The 18,433-nt window shown below is 48.9% G+C and carries 15 protein-coding genes and 1 pseudogene; 9 read left to right on the top strand and 7 right to left on the bottom strand.

Features of this window, described 5'->3' with window-relative positions; translation table 11 throughout:
* Positions 1-70: 70 nt before the first annotated feature.
* The 7 genes and pseudogenes from EL143_RS04270 to EL143_RS04235 all read right to left on the bottom strand — a co-directional run bounded on the left by EL143_RS04270 (position 71) and on the right by EL143_RS04235 (position 9,222).
* Positions 71-478, bottom strand: a complete 408-nt coding sequence (locus EL143_RS04270) for a hypothetical protein (RefSeq protein ID WP_085417518.1) — start codon at positions 476-478, stop codon at positions 71-73.
* 21 nt (positions 479-499) lie between these two features.
* Positions 500-793, bottom strand: a complete 294-nt coding sequence (locus EL143_RS12645) for a hypothetical protein (protein ID WP_232001342.1) — start codon at positions 791-793, stop codon at positions 500-502.
* Positions 794-864: 71 nt separating this feature from the next.
* Positions 865-1,596 (bottom strand): annotated as a pseudogene (locus EL143_RS12640) (RHS repeat-associated core domain-containing protein); the annotation flags it as partial.
* A gap of 229 nt (positions 1,597-1,825) precedes the next feature.
* On the bottom strand, positions 1,826-2,242 hold the full coding sequence (locus EL143_RS04255; RefSeq protein ID WP_085417519.1) for a CTP synthase: 417 nt from the start codon (positions 2,240-2,242) through the stop codon (positions 1,826-1,828).
* Between the two features lie 40 nt (positions 2,243-2,282).
* Positions 2,283-3,749, bottom strand: a complete 1,467-nt coding sequence (locus EL143_RS12265; protein ID WP_408634067.1) for an RHS repeat domain-containing protein — start codon at positions 3,747-3,749, stop codon at positions 2,283-2,285.
* 844 nt (positions 3,750-4,593) lie between these two features.
* On the bottom strand, positions 4,594-4,986 hold the full coding sequence (locus EL143_RS04240) for a hypothetical protein (RefSeq protein ID WP_126326590.1): 393 nt from the start codon (positions 4,984-4,986) through the stop codon (positions 4,594-4,596).
* A gap of 12 nt (positions 4,987-4,998) precedes the next feature.
* Positions 4,999-9,222 carry a DUF6531 domain-containing protein gene (locus EL143_RS04235; protein ID WP_232001341.1) on the bottom strand — a complete coding sequence of 1,408 codons (4,224 nt, stop codon included), beginning with the start codon at positions 9,220-9,222 and terminating at the stop codon, positions 4,999-5,001.
* Between the two features lie 320 nt (positions 9,223-9,542).
* On the opposite strand from EL143_RS04235, the gene tagF reads away from it, so the two are divergent.
* From tagF to tssG, 9 genes are all read left to right on the top strand, one after another.
* Positions 9,543-10,097 carry a type VI secretion system-associated protein TagF gene (gene tagF, locus EL143_RS04230; RefSeq protein ID WP_085417473.1) on the top strand — a complete coding sequence of 185 codons (555 nt, stop codon included), beginning with the start codon at positions 9,543-9,545 and terminating at the stop codon, positions 10,095-10,097.
* 4 nt (positions 10,098-10,101) lie between these two features.
* Positions 10,102-11,169, top strand: coding sequence for a type VI secretion system protein TssA (gene tssA, locus EL143_RS04225; RefSeq protein WP_085417472.1), 1,068 nt, complete (start codon positions 10,102-10,104; stop codon positions 11,167-11,169).
* Positions 11,170-11,239: 70 nt separating this feature from the next.
* Positions 11,240-11,758, top strand: a complete 519-nt coding sequence (gene tssB / locus EL143_RS04220) for a type VI secretion system contractile sheath small subunit (RefSeq protein WP_085417471.1) — start codon at positions 11,240-11,242, stop codon at positions 11,756-11,758.
* 34 nt (positions 11,759-11,792) lie between these two features.
* Complete coding sequence (tssC, locus tag EL143_RS04215) at positions 11,793-13,292, top strand: type VI secretion system contractile sheath large subunit (RefSeq protein WP_085363575.1); 1,500 nt, start codon at positions 11,793-11,795, stop codon at positions 13,290-13,292.
* Positions 13,293-13,371: 79 nt separating this feature from the next.
* Positions 13,372-13,854 carry an Hcp family type VI secretion system effector gene (locus tag EL143_RS04210; protein ID WP_085417470.1) on the top strand — a complete coding sequence of 161 codons (483 nt, stop codon included), beginning with the start codon at positions 13,372-13,374 and terminating at the stop codon, positions 13,852-13,854.
* 160 nt (positions 13,855-14,014) lie between these two features.
* Entirely contained in the window at positions 14,015-14,830 is an 816-nt protein-coding gene (locus tag EL143_RS04205; RefSeq protein WP_085417469.1) for a type VI secretion system accessory protein TagJ, read from the top strand.
* Positions 14,831-14,862: 32 nt separating this feature from the next.
* Complete coding sequence (tssE, locus tag EL143_RS04200; protein WP_085417468.1) at positions 14,863-15,378, top strand: type VI secretion system baseplate subunit TssE; 516 nt, start codon at positions 14,863-14,865, stop codon at positions 15,376-15,378.
* The gene (locus tag EL143_RS04195) at positions 15,371-17,347 is read left to right on the top strand and encodes a type VI secretion system baseplate subunit TssF (RefSeq protein WP_085417467.1); all 1,977 of its coding nucleotides are present in this window, start codon (positions 15,371-15,373) and stop codon (positions 17,345-17,347) included. The genes tssE and EL143_RS04195 overlap by 8 nt, the downstream gene beginning before the upstream one ends.
* Entirely contained in the window at positions 17,344-18,384 is a 1,041-nt protein-coding gene (gene tssG / locus EL143_RS04190) for a type VI secretion system baseplate subunit TssG (RefSeq protein WP_085417466.1), read from the top strand. Before EL143_RS04195 ends, tssG begins: the two co-directional genes overlap by 4 nt.
* Positions 18,385-18,433: the final 49 nt, after the last annotated feature.

Here is an 18,433-nt window from a genome sequence, read left to right as displayed (position 1 = left end):
ATTGTTAAAGAACAAGAAGAACTGTCTAAAAAGGTTTTCAGTAGATTTTAAGCTAAATTAAAATATATAGTTAACTATCAATCCAATTATTTTCAATCAACCAATTTTTAACTTCATTTAAGAAAGTTGGGTTGATTTCTCTTAGAATAGGAAACTTTTTCTCGTATTTTTTCATTGCCGAAGTAAAGAACTCATAGAATTCGATACCGAATTTTTTCCTTTTCAAACCTAAGTCATTTTTAACCCAAGCCAAATCTTCTTCGTATACTACAATATCTATACTTAAATAATTATCAGATTTAGAATGTCGACTTTTTGAAGTCCAACCACTATCTTGTTCCAATGCCCTTAAACAAATACCGATATTAAATGGAAAAGAATTAAATCTATTTAAAACGATTTGTAAACCCTCAAGCTCTCTTGCTAAATTAGATACAGATGTCCATTTAAATCCATCACTCGTTGTACGAATTTCCATAATACATTCCTTTTATTCGTTTTAATGTTTACATTTATTACCAGCAGGCAATCTTCCCCAGCGTTTAATGTATTTCAATATTTTTTTATATTCCCAGTCTCGCATGCAAGATTTCGGCCCCCTCATGACAGTTCGGTATTCTAAGTTTCTCTTACGTAGCCATGCTTCTGAATATCGCCGTTGTTTTCCTCCTACAATATTTTTAGTTTCCCCAATTTTCCATATCTCTCCTTTTTTTAAAAATATATAGCTTACATCTTTCCCCCATTCCTTTACAGGTTTAAATCCCCCCCTTCTTTCAGTATATGAGCCCAAGGTGCTTTCTTACCCCATTCCATTACAGGGTAAAAACCATCTTTTGTTGCAACAAGATAATAGAGTTCTTTAAGTCCAAGAGGGTCAAACCACATTTGTGAGTTGAGAGCAAATCGATATAAGTTATTCCCACCGTCCAACCCAATCGGGTCTTGATTCACAAACCGCCCTGAATCCGGTTCATAGTAACGCATCAGGTTGTAATGCAACCCCGTCTCTTCATCGCAATACTGGTTCTGCAACCTAAACGGCTGGTGCGCATGCTGATAAACCCGCTCGTCTGTTTTCAGACGGCCCCAAGCGGTATATTCGCCGTACCACAGCAGATTGCCGAATTGGTCGGTCATTTCGCGCGGGATGCCGATTTGGTCGTTGTGGAAATAACTTAAATATTGTTTGCCGTCCTTGGCGTTGTCGAAGATTTGCGCCAGTGGTTCGTAGCTGTCTTGGTCGGTGTAAATATAGCTGTAGCTGCCGCGGTAGTTATATTCTTGCAGCAGGCGGCTGCCGTCCCACACGAAATGGGTTTGTTTCGGCGCGGTAGCGGTTAAGGCGCCTTTATCGGTTCGTTCTTTGCTTAAGCGTCTGCCGAACGGGTCGTAGGCGTATTCCCATGTTTGGCTTTCGCCGCTGTTCTTTTTAATCTCGGCCAGTACGAGTTGGTTTTCGGTATCGTATTGGAAGAATTGGCTTTCACCATTCGGCAGTTGGCGGTAAATCATATTGCCCAAGGCATCGTAGGTGTATTCGGTGCCGTTGTATGCTTCGAGGCGGTTGCCTTTGCCGATGTTACGGCCTTTTATGAGGCCGGTGTGATGCTTGAGCCACCATCTCGATTATGTCAACGGGGTAGGTGGCATCAGTCAGCAGTTCGAACGTATTGATGGAGCCTTGGGACACCATGGCTGATGCAGAAGGTTGGAAGATAAGAATGCCTATGGTGTTGCCACAAGATACCATGATTGCCCAAGGGGAAAGAGGGGAAGATGAAGTAGTTGAGTAGAATATTAATAAAAAAATATTCCTCAAAAATTATACTTCAGTAAATGTTTCAAAAAAATCTAAATGATTTTTATCAAATGCTATTAATATTTTTCCTTCAGGTATTTTTTTCCCTAGCATACCACCTACACAAATTCCCAAATTTCTAAAAGTTATATACTTCTTTCCCTCAATAAAATCGGAATCCATGGATTTCAAGGCTTCAATAGATTCTTTAAAAATATCAATACCATTTATTTGAGGATTAGAGTCTTTAAAACAATTAACATACACAAGGATATTATTTTCATAAACCAATTCACAAGCATTTCTTTGTTCAACAATGTTATTCATAATATTATCTTCAATTAAACGTGCTGGCTCTCCATGCTGTTTTTTTACATCAGCAAGTGAGGAACCAAATGTGAACTCACCTACCGATTTATAAGAATTAATTAACATTTTCATGATATTTCCTTTCTGTAATTAAATCATAATACTCAAAAAATTATGAACATCTTCCAATAATTCTACGTAGTCGTGCTGCTTGCTTTCTAGAAAGCAAGCGTTGTCTTCTAGCTTCTGAAATCATTCTTCTCATACGTCGATCATATTTATCACCAAATTTTGTTTTTGTTTCTCGAATATCCATTTCCATAGCTAAATCCCAGCGGCCCACTCTTATATGACTTCTTTGTTGCGCTCTATAAGCTACAGAACGATGAGATGAACCTGTAGTTGTCATGCTTCTATGATCTGCTCTATCCATGTGAAATGCTGGGCCATAATGTCGAGATGGAGCACCATCCAATCCTTTATATGCATCATAAGCAGGAACATGATTAGTTTCTCCGCCAGTATGGGTTCTTCTTTCTGCGCCATATGTTCCTGGCCTAGCTCTTGCTCGAGCTAAACCTAAAGGATCTAGCCAATCTTGGATATTAGGAGCAAAGAAATAAAAGTTATCTCCACCTAACAATCCAACTGGATCCTGATTCACAAACCGACCCGTATCTGGTTCATAGTAACGGAAGCAGTTATAGTGAAGCCCTATTTCTTGGTCAAAATACTGGTTTTGAAGCCTGAAAGGCTGATGAACGTTTTCATAGATGCGTTTTTCAGATGTAAGGAAACCCCAAGCCGAGTAACTGCCATACCACAGTAAATTACCGTGGATGTCGGTCATCTCATGAGGCGTGCCAATCTGATTGTTGTGGAAATAAAAAAGATATTGTTGTTGGTCTTTGTGGTTATCAAAGACTTGGGCTAAGGGTTCATAAGAATCTTGGTCGGTGCAAATGTAGGTATAGCTGCCTTTGTAGTTGTATTCCTGAAGCAGTCTTGTTCCGTCCCAAACGAAATGCGTCCGTTTCGGTGCGGTGCTCGTCCACGCCAATTTGTCTTTACGCTCTTTGCTCAGTCTTCTGCCGAACGGATCATAAGCGTATTCCCATATCTCGGTATTGCCTTTGGGCTTTTTAATCTCGACCAGTACGAGTTGGTTTTCGGTATCGTATTGGAAAAGCTGGCTCTCGCCATTGGGCAGTTGGCGGTAAATCATATTGCCCAAGGCGTCGTAGGTGTATTCGATACCATTGTATGCTTCGAGGCGGTTGCCTTTGCCGATGTTGCGGCCTTTCAGACGGCCTATGTGATGCCTGTCTGAAAGGTGTTCAGACAGGCCTTGGGTGTCTTTAAAGCCGTCTGAAACCTTATCCGACAGGATATTGTGCGCGGGGTCGAAGGCGAACTTTTCGCTGCGGCCGGTTTGTTTGTTGACGGCGCTTTCAATCCGCCCGAGTTTGTCGTACACATAATCCAATACGCCGCTGCGTTGGTCGGCGGTCTGAATCAGGTTGCCGGCTTGGTCGTAGCGGTAGCTTCGGCGCACTGCGCCGCCAACCAGGGTATTGAGTTTGCCGTTGTGCTGCAAAGTGCGGTTGGCGGTGGCGGTTTGGTGTTTCAGACGGCCCATCGGGTCGTAGTCGTAGCGGCTGGTTAAGGTGCCTTGGGTTCTTCGGATTTCCTGATGCAGCCGGTCGCGTTCGATGTCGCTGATGACTTCGCCGTCGAGGTTGATTTGGTGCAGGTGGCCGCTGCCGTAGTAGAGGCAGTTGATGCTGCGGCCGTCGGGGAGAACGGTTTGAATACGGTTGCCGAGCGGGTCGTAGGCGTAGCCGACGGCGGCGCTTTGGCCGTTGTGGACGGTGGTTTCGCTGACGAGTCGGTCGAGTACGTCGTAAACGAGTTCGACGCTGCTGTGGCGGTTGCGGGCTTTGACCAGATTGCCGGTCAGCGGGTCGTAGTCGAAGCGGGTGCGGCTGTAGTGTTTGCCCTCTTCGGCGGGAACGGGGGTGCCGTCGATGCGGCGGCTGGTTTTTTCCACCAGCTGGCCGAGGATATTGCGTTTGAAGCGGTGGATGTGCCAAATCTCGGGGCGGTCGGCATTGAGGCCGTCTGAAAGGCCGTATTCGGTTTGTTCGCTCAGTTGGCCGGCGGCATCGTAGGCGTAGCCGGTGATTTTGCCGGCAGGATCGTTGACGGCAACTGGCAGGTTTAAAGTGTCGTGGTAGTCGATTTGGGTAATGAGTGGGCTAGCAAGAATTTTTTCAGATGACGTTACTTAACGAGGCCATCTGAAAAAGCAAATGATTACGGGTAACCAATCTTACCCGTATTTATTTTGGTATTTGATAGGTTCGGGTTGTTAAAGAACAGGGTTCAGACGGCCTTAATCACTTAAGGCCGTCTGAAAGGTTTTGGCTAAGTCTATATGGTTTTGTTGAGTTTTGCAGTACAACCTATACTTGCTTATGTATCTAGTTGTATTGATCATTAAAATATTTTTTCTCATAAGAAACACTAATATTACTTGCCATAATAATAAAAGGAGGTGTTGCTAAATCTGTATTATGAAATTTTAAAAAAAAACAATTTTCTTGTAACTCTGGCAAGTAATCGTAATTCTTTTTATCAATAAGCTCTACAATAGTAATACACTCATCAACATCTACACTCCATGTTAAATTTCCAGATAAATATTTAACATTATACAAATCTATATCATAGTTAAAATAATAGCTTGGATCATCACTAGCAATAATATTCACTTTTGTAAAATCAAGCAGAGTAACTTGAAAATCTAACCAGTTAAAGTTTGTTTTTATGTGATTATTTAATTTTGCTAATTCATGAGTTATAGAAGTATCCATGTTGCTGCTTCCTTATGTATCTTTCATTGCTGTTCCACATGCACCAAGTGCATGACCAACTTTTTTATTTGGATCAATTTGAATATGTGTGTCTCTTGCAGCTTGATTATTAAAGTTAGGGTTAGTATTTCCTGCTTTTCCTGGTTTTAAAGTTGATTCATGATGCCAATTACCGTCAGTTCCTAGATAACTCGTTCCTTTACCTATTTCTTGTGCTGATACCCTAAAAATACTTCCAGTTTTTCCATACGCAGGATTCGCTGGATGAGCACGAACTGTATATTTTAATCCGTCTGAGCCAACCCAAGAATGCTTGAAACTTGCAGGATAACTCGAACCGTTAGGAATACTTCCTTGACGTTTAATAGCTTCATCAAAAAAAGCATAAGGATCCGATGTTAATCCTAATGGGTCAATCCACTTTTGGCTATTGGGTGCAAACTGATAAAGATTATCCCCACCCCACAACCCAATCGGATCCTGATTCACAAACCGACCACAATCCGGTTCATAGTAGCGAAAAAGGTTATAGTGCAACCCCGTCTCTTCATCGCAATACTGGTTCTGCAACCTAAACGGCTGGTGCACATGCTGATAAACCCGCTCGTCTGTTTTCAGACGGCCCCAAGCGGTATATTCGCCGTACCACAGCAGATTGCCGAGCTGGTCGGTCATCTCGCGCGGGATGCCGATTTGGTCGTTGTGGAAATAGCTTAAATATTGTTTGCCGTCTTTGGCGTTGTCGAAGATTTGTGCCAGCGGTTCGTAGCTGTCTTGGTCGGTGTAAATATAGCTGTAACTGCCGCGGTAGTTATATTCTTGCAGCAGGCGGCTGCCGTCCCATACGAAATGGGTTTGTTTCGGCGCGGTAGCGGTTAAGGCACCTTTATCGGTTCGTTCTTTGCTCAAGCGTCTGCCGAACGGGTCGTAGGCGTATTCCCATGTTTGGCTTTCGCCGCTGTTCTTTTTAATCTCGGCCAGTACGAGTTGGTTTTCGCTGTCGTATTGGAACAACTGGCTTTCACCATTGGGCAGTTGGCGGTAAATCATATTGCCCAGGGCATCGTAGGTGTATTCGGTGCCGTTGTATGCTTCGAGGCGGTTGCCTTTGCCGATGTTGCGGCCTTTCAGACGGCCTGTGTGAGGCCTGTCTGAAAGGTTTTCAGACAGGCCTTGGGTGTCTTTGAGGCCGTCTGAAACGTTATCAGACAAAATATTGTGCGCGGGGTCGAAAGCGAACTTTTCGCTGCTGCCGGTTTGTTTGTTGACGGCGCTTTCAATCCGCCCGAGTTTGTCGTACACATAATCCAATACGCCGCTGCGTTGGTCGGCGGTCTGAATCAGGTTGCCGGCTTGGTCGTAGCGGTAGCTTCGGCGCACTGCGCCGCCGACCAGGGTATTGAGTTTGCCGTTGTGCTGCAAGGTGCGGTTGGCGGTGGCGGTTTGGTGTTTCAGACGGCCCATCGGGTCGTAGTCGTAGCGGCTGGTTAAGGCGCCTTGGGTTCTTCGGATTTCCTGATGCAGCCGGTCGCGTTCGATGTCGCTGATGACTTCGCCGTCGAGGTTGATTTGGTGCAGGTGGCCGCTGCCGTAGTAGAGGTAGTTGATGCTGCGGCCGTCGGGGAGAACAGTTTGAATACGGTTGCCGAGCGGGTCGTAGGCGTAGCCGACGCTGGCGCTTTGACCGTTGTGGACGGTGGTTTCGCTGACAAGCCGGTCGAGTACGTCGTAAACGAGTTCGACGCTGCTGTGGCGGTTGCGGGCTTTGACCAGATTGCCGGTCAGCGGGTCGTAGTCGAAGCGGATGCGGCTGTAGTGTTTGCCCTCTTCGGCGGGAACGGGGGTGCCGTCGATGCGGCGGCTGGTTTTTTCCACCAGCTGGCCGAGGATATTGCGTTTGAAGCGGTGGATGTGCCAAATTTCGGGGCGGTCGGCATTGGGGCCGTCTGAAAGGCCGTATTCGGTTTGTTCGGTCAGTTGGCCGGCGGCATCGTAGGCATAGCCGGTGATTTTGCCGTCCCAGCCGGTTTCCTGAATCAGGTTGTCGGTGTTGTCGTAATCGAGGCGGTAGCTGTCGCCGTTTTCGTTGGTGAGGACGGTTAATCTGCGGGCTTGGTCGTAGCGGTAGCCGAAGCTATGGCCGAGGGCGTTGGTGCGTTTGACCGGTAAACCGTCCACCGCCAGTTCGTATTCGGTTTTGGCACCGAGGCCGTCGATATGGGCAATCAGACGGTTGATGCGGTCGTATTCGAAACTTTCGCTGCTGCCGTCGGGGTAGTCGCTGCGGATGTGGTTGCCGGCTGCGTCGTAATGGTGGCGGGTGGTATGGCCGAGGGCATCGGTAACGGTTTCGAGGTCGCCGTATTCGGTGTAGCTGAAACGGGTGGCTTGGTCGGAGCAATCGGTATAGCGGATCAGTCGGCCGTGTGAATCGTATTCGAGCTGTTTGGTTTTGCCCAGTGCGTCGGTGATGGCGGCGGGCAGCCATTGTTCGTTGTAGGTGTACCCGGTGCAGTGGCCGGCTGGGTCGGTAACTTGAATCAGGTTGCCGCGCCCGTCGTAGGCGTATTCGGTGATTCTGCCGGCGGGGTCGTTGACGGCAACCGGCAGGTTTAAAGTGTCGTGGTAGTCGATTTGGGTGAGGCTGCCGTCGGGCGCGGTGATGCTGATAACGTTGCCGAAGGTGTCGTAACTAAAACGGGTTTCGCGGCCGAGTTCGTCGCGTTGAAGGGTAATCCGCCCCCAGTCGTCGCGTTCCGTATCGGTGCGGTGGCCGTCGGCATCGATGTGGTAAATCTCTTCGTAGTTCTCGTCGAAACCGTAAATCTCTTCCCTGCCCAATGCGTCGGTAACGCGGGTGTAGCCCTCGCGGTAGTCGAACGTCCATGCTTCGCCGAGATTGGTATGGCTGTTGAGCACTTTGCCGTCGGTGTCGTAACGGTCGTATTCGTAACGCGATACCAACCCGTCGGGCTGGTTGTGCTCAATCATGATGTGGTTGCGGTAGGCGAAACCGCGCAGACGTTTGCCGTCGCGGCCGTAAACAGCAGTCAAATCGCCGTAGCCGTCGTAGCCGTAACGCACCAGTTCGCGGCTGTTGAAGGTAACCGAGGTTAGGCGGTTGACGTAAAGATTGTCGTCTTTGCCGACAAATACGCCGTGTTCGGCAGCGGCATCGAATACTTCGTCGCTGTCGTTTAGGCGGATGGAGGAGAAGTGTAATTGGAACTGCCGACCACTGCTGTCGTAGACGCTGTGCGGCAGTCCGTTGTCGCCGTAGCAAAGGCGGATGTGGTGATGGTTGCGGTCGAGTTGGGCGATGAGCTGGTAAATGCCGTCGCCTTCGTCGACTTCGGCAAACCATAAACGGGCACCGCCGTCGGCAGAGGCAATTTGGTAGAGGCCGTCTGAAACTTGTGAAAAATAGATTTGCTCTTCGTGGTCGAAATAGGCATCTTCCAAACCGTAGGGGTCTTCTTCCGCAGGGTCGGCAACGGGGTCGGCCTCTTCTGTGTCGAAGTCGTCTTCATCGTCTGCGGCCGAAGAAGGTTCGTCCGGTTCGTCGTCGATATCCGGCAGCGGAATTTCCCGGCCTTGTTCGTCAATGTAGAGGAAACCGTCTTCCACCCGTTCCAACCGCATCGAAAACGGCAGCGACCAGCCCTGCCCCAACCAGCCGTTACCGGGTTGGTCGGAATAGTAGCTGCGCTGCCAGATTAGGGGGAGAGGGGAATCGAAAACGAAGTCGGTTTCTCCAGGAAGGACTTTAATACCCAGTATGGCATTCACCGGGCGACCGACTGCACCGCCCTTGCCACCGCCTTTACACGGACAACCTCCCGAACCGGCTCCCCTTCCTCCTGCGGGCCTGCCTTTACGCCCCCTGCCTTTTTTACCTTTCCCCTGAGTAACCAGCCCGCCGTTAAATCCCATTCCACCGCCGCCACTGAACCCTTTAACGGTCTTTTTAGTAGGCGGCTTCGGCCCCGGCACACCGGGAATCATCGAGGCTAAGGAAATCACGGTAGAAGCCACATCAACGGCTGCGGATACGGCAGAGTCGGGGGAAACAATCGATAAAGCGGTAGAAGCGACATCGGCCACCATTTCGATCACATCAACGGGGCCGGCGGCATTGGTCAGCGGTTCGGGCGGATTGGCGGAGCCTTGGGATACCATGGCCGGCGCGGAAGGCTGGGGAATGAGAATGCCTATGGTGTTGCCGAAAGATGCCATGAGATTACTCCGTCAAAATTCCGTTGTTTTAAAATTAAAATATAGAGCGACCGAAGATTTCTGAAATAAATTTTAAATCGCTTCTGCTCATTTGAAAATGCCGCTTTGCATTTCAAGAGACCAAAAGCAATTTTAATCAGACATCAAAACTTAATATTTGTTCCTTTCAAGAAGAATAACTTAGGTAAATGGTTAGGCCGTCTGAAAATAAATAGTGTTAATGCGCCAATCAAAATTATGGTAAAGTAGCCGAAAAATTCAAAATAAAAATATCCGTAGGGGAATAATCGTCATTTCATCCATTGTTGGGATTACGATTAATGCTACAAAGAGAAGTCTATTTTTTCGGCAAACTAAGCCAATCTCGCGATTTTATTGTTTCCGATAATCTTCAAGCCGACGATAAACATTTTTGGGACGGCTGGTTTGGCCGTTGCACCAGCCAAGACAGATTAATCCCGTTTACCCGAAAAACATTTGCCGCGCCGCGAATTTGGCTATTTTGCATCAAACTATCCGACGGTATGGCTTATACGGGCATCACCGCTCTCAGCGCCGACCAAACAGGAAGGCAATATCCTTTCGTATTATTCTGCAAACCCGACTCTCATTCCGACTTATCAGATTCCATCAGCTTTATTGCTGAAAAAACAGATTTCTTCCGCAACACCTTAAACAACGGTAAATGCGTTATCAAAAATTGCTTTAACGCCGGCACAAGCCATAGCTCCGTTCTTTTATCCGAACCTTTCCGAAACTATTTATCTAATTCAGGCGATACCGGCAGTTTTTGGCAGGAAAGCGAAAGCGGCCGCCATATAGAACACCAAGGGCTTCCTTCATGCTCTTTATTTAATAAATTATTTGGATCGTAAGCTCATGAAAACATTTCCCCGGTGGGACGAACCGATTTCAGCAGAAGCTCCGGCAGGAGTCGATATCGAATACGACAGCCGCTTTCTGGAACTGCAAAGCGCGGCGGAAGGCAAACCCGAGCAACAATACGGCGACACCATTATTCCTGCGGAAGAACCGGATTGGGCAACGGTAGAGAAATTATGCAACCAATTGCTGGCCGAATCGAAAGACCTGCGCGTCTTGGCTTATTACACGCAAGCTCTCACTGCCAAACACGGGCTTGTCGGATTCTGCGCCGGCTGCGAAGCCGTTAAAGCCAATATTGATTCATATTGGGATTCGGTTTTCCCCAAACTCGAAGATGAAGACGGCGAATACGACCCGTTTTACCGCATCAATGCGCTCAGTTCTTTTACTACGCTCGACGGCATCGTTAAAGAAATTTTTCCGGCCAAACTGTTGATAAACGGGCTGACCCAGCAACCGGTTACCGTCAAAGAAGCGGTTTCGGTGTTACAAGGTAACGATCCGCAAAGCTATCCGGGCGGAAAAGACCGGCTGATGCTCGACATCAGGGTAAGTGCCGACACCGGTAAGCCGGAATTGGTGGCTTTAATCCAAGCATTAGGCCATCTGAAAGACATCCAAAACACTTTCTCAACCAAGCTGCAAGACGAGCATTCCCTCAATTTCGAAGTCATTCAAAAGCCGCTCACCCTGATTCATAAAGCCGTCAATTACAACGACGGCAGCACTCCGCAGCCGCAACAGGCGGAACAAACGGACCCAACAGCCGAAACTTCTGCCCCAACCGGCACACAAGAGCAAACGTCTTTCCAAGATGCCGATGCGTGGCGCCGTCTGAATATCAAAAACCGCGCCGATGTCGATTTGGCTTTGGAAAAAATCTGCGTCTATTTTGAAACCCTTGAGCCCAGCCACCCTGCCCCGCTGTTTATCCGCAGGGTACAGCGTCTGATGAATATGGACTTCTACGACATCATGAAAGATATCAGTCCAGAAAGCATTGCCAATTTGGAAGTTTTAATCGGCAAACCGGAAGAAGAAGCTGGAACTTCCGGCGAGTGAAATAGTCTATTTGTAATAAGCTAAAGTTTGTTGAGAGAAAACAGCTTTAATCATTTAAAGGTTACTGAACATGTCACGAAACAAATCATCTGGTCAAAAGTTTATTGCCCGCAACCGGGCTCCGCGGGTACAGATTGAGTACGATGTAGAACTGTACGGTTCCGAGAAAAAAATCGAACTTCCGTTTGTGATGGGTGTCATGGCCGATCTGGTCGGCAAGCCCGTCGAACCGCTACCCGAATTGGCCGAACGCAAGTTTCTGGAAATTGACGTAGATAATTTCGACGAGCGTATGAAAGCCCTCAAACCGCGCGTGGCATTCAACGTGAAAAACACGCTCACCGGCGAAGGCAATCTGAACGTAGAGCTCGAATTTGAAAGCATGGACGATTTCTCACCCGCCGCAGTAGCCAAAAAAGTAGAACCTCTAAACGAGCTTTTGCAAGCGCGCACGGAGCTTTCCAACCTGCTCTCATACATGGACGGCAAGAGCGGTGCGGAGGAATTAATCGGAAAAGTCTTGGGTGACAGCGAGCTGCTGAAAAGCCTTGCAGCCGCACCGAAAGCAACACCCAAAGACGGGCAGTAATTTCGGATGAAAACCAATAAAGCGAGAGTGAATCATGGCTGAAAAGCAATTAGATATCCAAGGGGGCGGCGGCGCGCAAACCGCGTTTGCAGCGAGTGAATTTGAACAACTGCTGCAAAAAGAATTCAAACCCAAAACCGAAGAAGCCAAAAGTGCCGTAACCAACGCCGTAGCGACATTGGCGCAACAAGCCTTGCAAAATGTCGTTACGATTTCAGACGACACTTATCAAACCATCGAAGCAATCATTGCCGAACTCGACAGAAAACTTTCCGAACAAATCAATCTGATTCTGCACCACGAAGATTTTCAAAAGCTGGAAGGCGAATGGCGCGGTTTGCATCATTTGGTTACCAATACCGAAACCGACACCCTGCTGAAAATCAAAGTATTGCCGATTTCCAAAAAAGAAGTCGCCCGCAACCTGAAGCGCTTTAAAGGCACGGCTTGGGATCAAAGCCCGCTATTCAAACGTATTTACGAAGAAGAATACGGCCAGTTCGGCGGCGAGCCTTTCGGTTGCTTGGTTGGCGACTATTATTTCGATCATTCCGCACCCGATGTGGAAATGCTCAACAGCCTCGAAAAAATTGCTGCGGCCGCACACTGCCCGTTTATCGCCGGCGCATCGCCCAAACTGATGCAGATGGAATCTTGGCAGGAATTGGCCAATCCGCGCGACTTAAGCAAAATCTTCCAAAACGCCGAATACGCACCGTGGCGCAGCCTGCGTGATTCCGAAGATTCACGCTACATCGGCTTGGCCTTGCCGCGTTTCTTGTCGCGCCTGCCTTATGGCGCCAGCACCAATCCTGTGGACGAATTCGATTTCGAGGAAGAAACCGAAGGTGCGGATCACAACAAATACACTTGGGCCAACGCAGCCTATGCGATGGCGGTGAACATCAACCGCTCGTTCAAATACTACGGTTGGTGTACTTCTATCCGCGGCGTGGAATCCGGCGGTATCGTTGAAAACCTGCCCTGCCACACCTTCCCGACCGACGACGGTGGCGTGGACATGAAATGCCCGACCGAAATCGCCATCAGCGACCGCCGTGAAGCCGAGCTGGCAGCATTGGGCTTTATGCCGCTGATCCACCGCAAAAATACCGATTTGGCAGCGTTTATCGGCGCGCAATCCCTGCACAAGCCTGCCGAGTATTATGATCCCGATGCTACGGCCAATGCGCGTTTGTCCGCCCGCCTGCCTTATCTGTTTGCATGCTGCCGCTTCGCCCACTATCTGAAATGTATCGTGCGCGACAAAGTCGGTTCCTTCCGCGAACGCGAAGATATGGAGCGCTGGCTGAACGAATGGATTATGAATTATGTAGACGGCGACCCGATTAACTCTACCCAAGAAACAAAAGCCCGCAAACCGTTGGCGGCGGCGGAAGTAGTGGTGGAAGAAGTGGAAGACAACCCCGGATACTACACTTCCAAATTCTTCCTGCGGCCGCACTACCAACTTGAGGGGCTTACCGTTTCATTGCGCTTAGTTTCCAAACTGCCTTCGGCTAAACAGGAATAGTCGGGTTTGGTTTATTTAGTCGGGCATACTCATGCCCTGTTGTCTGATCGCTTAAATTTCTTAACAAGGAGAGTAAAACATGGCTATTGATATGTTCATGAAAGTTGAAGGTGTAAACGGTGAATCAAAAGATGCCAACCACAAAGACTGGACCAATATCGAAAGTTTCGACTGGGGTGCCGAGCAGCCCGGTTCGATGACCAGCGGTGGTGGCGGCGGTGCCGGCAAAGTGAATTTTAACGACTTGACCGTAGTGACCGCCATTGATAAAGCCGCTCCGACCATTCTGAAAAACTGTGCTACCGGCCAACACTTGAGCAAAGTAGAAATCTCCGTGTGCAAAGCCGGCGGCGAACAGATCGAATATTCGCGCACCACATTGGAAGACGTTTTGGTAACCGGTGTGAAATTCATCGGCGTACAAGGTGATGACGCGCTGAAAATGCGTTACTCATTCCAAGCTGCCAAAGTGAAAAACCAATATTGGGAACAAACCGATAAAGGTTCCAAAGGCGCCGAAGTTCAGATGGCCTTCAACATCAAAGAAAACAAATCTGCATAATCCTTATGCATGTTTAGTTGGAGAAGCCTGGCTTAAAAGGCGTTTTAAGTCAGGCTTTACATATATACACTTTTCAGACGGCCTCTACCCTTCTTGAAAAGTTGATTCGGGCTTTCGCTCTTACTACACTTTCTACAAAAATAAACAAGGAGTTGCTGAGATGGATTTGAAAACTAAATTATCGGACATGATTGAGCTGGTGCGTTCAAATCCCGACAATCAGGAACACCGTTTGGCATTGATTCAATATCTCTGCCTGTGCGCAAAATGGGATCAGGCGCTGAAACAGATCGGGCAATACCAAAAGCTCTTCCCCAACAGCCAAAAGCCCCTGATGCTCTATCTCATTGAAAATATCGAAGCCGAAATGCGCCGCCAAGCCGTTTTATCGGCACAGCAAAAGCCGAAAACGCTGGAACAGCACGCCGGCAAGCTCGATATTCTGCAAAAACAACTCTCTTTGGTCGCCTATGTAGCAGAGCAAAAAAGCACGGCCCTTTCCGACGGCTATGCCGCTTTATCCGACCACATCGACGAAACACCGGTAAACATTAGCTATCTTCTGGCCGACAAATCGGTTGCAGACACCGGCAACAACTGGATTATGGACGGCGACGTACGTACCGCTTTTGTTTACGAATACTTCTACCGCGGCCACTACTACTGGCAAACTTGGGGCTCCATCGAAAGCATTTCTTTCAAAGCGCCCGCTTCCTTGCTCGACGTGATTTGGAGGCCGTCTGAAATCACATTCAGCCACGGCGAATGCATCCAATGCACCAGCCCCGCCCGCTATGCCGTTTTACCCGAGGCAGAATCGGAATGGTCGGATCTGCTGCTGCAATGCGCGCAAACCGACTGGGTTGAAGCGGCAGACCGGCTTTTCACCGGCATCGGCCAGAAGATGCTGTACACCGACAACCACGATTTCGGCCTGTTGGATATCCGCAGCATTAAATTCGGACAACACCGTTAAACCCACCCATCCGTCAGCCACGGTAATTAATCATGTCGCCATTCAGAAACCAACTGCTGCCTTCTTTGTTCGACAGACTCACCGACGAAGAGCCGCGCAAGAAAAAAGAAGCACGACCCGATCAGGCCATCAATCTTGACCAATATCGGCAAGCCGTGCTGCGCGATATTCTTTACCTGCTGAACACCTGTAACCTGCAGGCGGAAACCATGGAGCAACACCTGCCCGCAAACGTGCGTTCGTCCACGCTCAACTACGGCATTCCGCCCCTTTCCGGCGTGAATTTTTCCGACATAGAATGGCAGGACGTAGAGCAAAACATCAAGCAGGCCGTTATTGATTTCGAACCGCGACTCGACAGCAAATCGCTGCAAGTGATTGTGAACACCGAAGACGATGACGACGATGCCTTGCACAACAAACTGATTATCGAAATCAAAGGCCATCTGAAACTCAACCCTTATCCAAAAGAATTCCTGCTGCGAACCAGCATGGATATCGAAACCGGGCTGTTTAATTTATTAGAAGGGGGAACGGGCCGTGAATAACAAATTACTGTCTTATTACAATAAAGAGCTGGCCTTCCTGAAAGAAATGGGCAGGGAGTTCGCGCTCAAATATCCCAAAGTAGCTTCCCGACTGGCCTTGGATACTTCCGACATTCCCGACCCTTACGTCGAACGGCTGCTGGAAGGCGTGAGCTTTCTCACCGCCCGCACCCAGCTTAAACTGGATGCGGAATATCCCCGTTTCGTGCAAAGAATTTTAGAAGTCGTTTACCCCGACTTCATCAACCAAAAACCGGCGGCGGCCATTGTCAATTTAGAACCCGCCGGCCAATACAACGCCGATGTTATCAATCTGCTGGAGCGCGGCAGAATATTGAGGTCGCTGCCGATTGACGAATTCAAGGTAAGCTGCCCGTTTTCGGTAACCAAAACCACCGAAATCCTGCCGCTGCGTATAGAAAAAGCCAAATATACCGATTCGCTCGGCTATTTGCCGGGTACGCTTCCCATGCTCAAACCCTCTTCCGGCAAAAAAGTGCAATCCGCCCTGCGCTTGGATTTCTCGCTTAGCGTGCCCGGGGCGTGCTCGGAAATGCTGCCGGACGCATTACCTGTATTTTTAGGCACGGAGCTTTCCAAATCGTCTTCTTTGCTGTTTCTGCTGGCTTCCGAATGCGTGGGCGTAGTCTGCCACAGTTATGAAAACCCCAAACAATGGCACTTCCTGCTGCCGTCCAAACCGGAACACAGCGGATTTAGCGAAGACGAAGCCTTGTCTTTCAATCTGGACAAATCGGTCAGCGCGTTTCGGATTCTTCAGGAATATGCGCGGTTACCGGAAAAATTCCTGTTTATTGCCCAAAAAGACATCAAACAAGCTGTCCGGCAGGCCGAAAAAGAAGGCCATCTGCCCAAAGTGCCCGAACAGTTGGAAGAAATCGTGAGCGACAAGGGCATCAATAAAAAAATCATCACTTACCGCAAACGCTATTTCAGCTTGTCATTTTTGTTCAGCCACAAAATATCCGAACTGACGGAGCTGGTCGGCGTGGAAGATTTTTCCGTAAACGCCGTGCCGGTGGTGAATCTATTCAGGAAAAAGAGCGCGCGCTTCCCCGTGAACATTCAAGATCGGGAACACCATGTCGTTATCGACCGCACCCAGCCGTTAAATTACGAAGTCCACTCTATCGAGCAAGTGAAAGGCTTCGACACCAACAACCGCCAAACCGTGGTTTTTTCACCGATGTACAAAGCGCCGGATATGGGTTTGTTTCCAGAAGCGCAAACCCAACATGCTTATTTTTCGGCGCGGCGGGCAGACAGGATGCCGTCTGAAAATGCCGTTAAAAACGGTTTCCGCTCTTCCTATCTGGGTAGCGAAGTGTTTTTGTCGCTGGCCGACAATAAAGACTACGCCTTCAATTCAGGCATCCAGCACCTTTCCGTCGATGCTTGGTGTACCAGCAGGGATTTGCCGCTGATGATGCCGCGTGATGGCGAGTCGGATTTCCTAATCGAAGGCTTTTTGCCGGTCAGCTCGATCAAACTGATTTCCAAGCTGACGCGGCCTCTAGCGGCGGTAAGCGAAGACAGAACGCTTTGGCCGTTTTTAAACCAATTGAGCCTGAACTATCTGTCGCTGCTGAACACCGACCAAGAAAATGCCCCCGTTACCTTGAAAGAATTATTGATGGTGTTTGTTTCTTCCGAAAACGACTTGCTGAAGAAACAGATTGAATCGATCACGCGGGTGGACACCACCGTCGTGAATAAAGTGGTTCGCCATCACGGTACCGCCGCTCCGGTGCGCGGCATCAAAATCACCGTTACGCTCGACGACGCACAATTGGGCGGCATCCATCCCTTCCTGTTCGGCTCGGTTTTAAACCATTACTTCCGGCGCTTGGTGTCGATCAACTCATTCATACAACTGCAAATCGACACGCTCCAACAAGGGCATGTGGCCACGTGGCCGACCGCGGTTGGAGAAAGGGTAATCATATGAGTCCGGTTAACGTGCAAACGGATTTCGGCGACCCGCTGGACGATGCTTGGGATGAAAAACTCACCGGCTTTTTAAACAAAGTCACCTCCCAGCCGTATAAATATGACTACTTTTCACTCTTGCGCCAGCTTGAGTCGGTTAAGTTTGTTACCGGCGGCAAAATGTTGGGCAAGGCAGTCAGCCCGAAAATGGAAAAAATCAGAATCCGTCAAGAGCCTTCGCTTATTTTTTCTCCGCGCAACATCCAATCGGTAACGCTGTCACCCCATTATGCGGAAATTTCCATCAACGGCTTCGGTTTGTTCGGCCCTTCCGGCCCCCTACCCCTGCATTTGACCGAATATGCCTACGAGCGCCAACACCAGCACGGCGACCGCACGTGGACGGGCTTTGCCAATATGCTGCAACACCGTTTGGCGGTCTTGTTTTATCGGGCATGGGCCAACGCGCAGAGCATTACTTCTTTAGACAAAAACGCCGACGACCGCTTCGGCAGATACATCGCCGGCTTCAACGGCCTGAATACCCCGCCCATACACAACGAAGGCCGGATTCACGAATTTGCCAAGCGTTATTTTGCCGGTTTGCTGATGAAACAAAGCCGTTCCGCCGCCAACCTGCAACAGTTGCTCAACCGCTATTTCAAAACGCCCGTTACCATTCAAACCAATGTCGGATACTGGGTTGAAGTTGCCGAGGAAAAAACGCAAATCGGCGCAACAGGCGGCTATACGCTGGGAGAAGGTTTGCTGCTGGGCGACAAACTTTACGATGTTCAAAGCAAATTCCGCATCATCGTCGGCCCGCTGACCCTGCCGGCCTACCGGTCGTTTTTCAAAGACGGCACCAACACCGCCCGCCTGCGGGAATGGGTGCGCCTGTTTGCCGCAGACGAATACGAATGGGACATACAGCCCGTTTTGATGCAAAAAGAAGTTCCCCCGATGGATTTGGGCGGGCAAACCCAGCTCGGCTTGTCGACTTGGCTGGGCAATGTTTCCCGCGACGCTGAAGACTTAATCGTCAGCAACCGTTAAACGGCTTTTTCAGACGGCCTCATCCTGATAAAAGCCTCTTACAAACCGT

It is taken from the genome of Neisseria canis (genome assembly GCF_900636765.1).
GTDB lineage: Bacteria > Pseudomonadota > Gammaproteobacteria > Burkholderiales > Neisseriaceae > Neisseria > Neisseria canis.
Note: the sequence above shows the minus strand (reverse complement) of the source record. Positions and strands in the feature narration are given on the sequence as shown.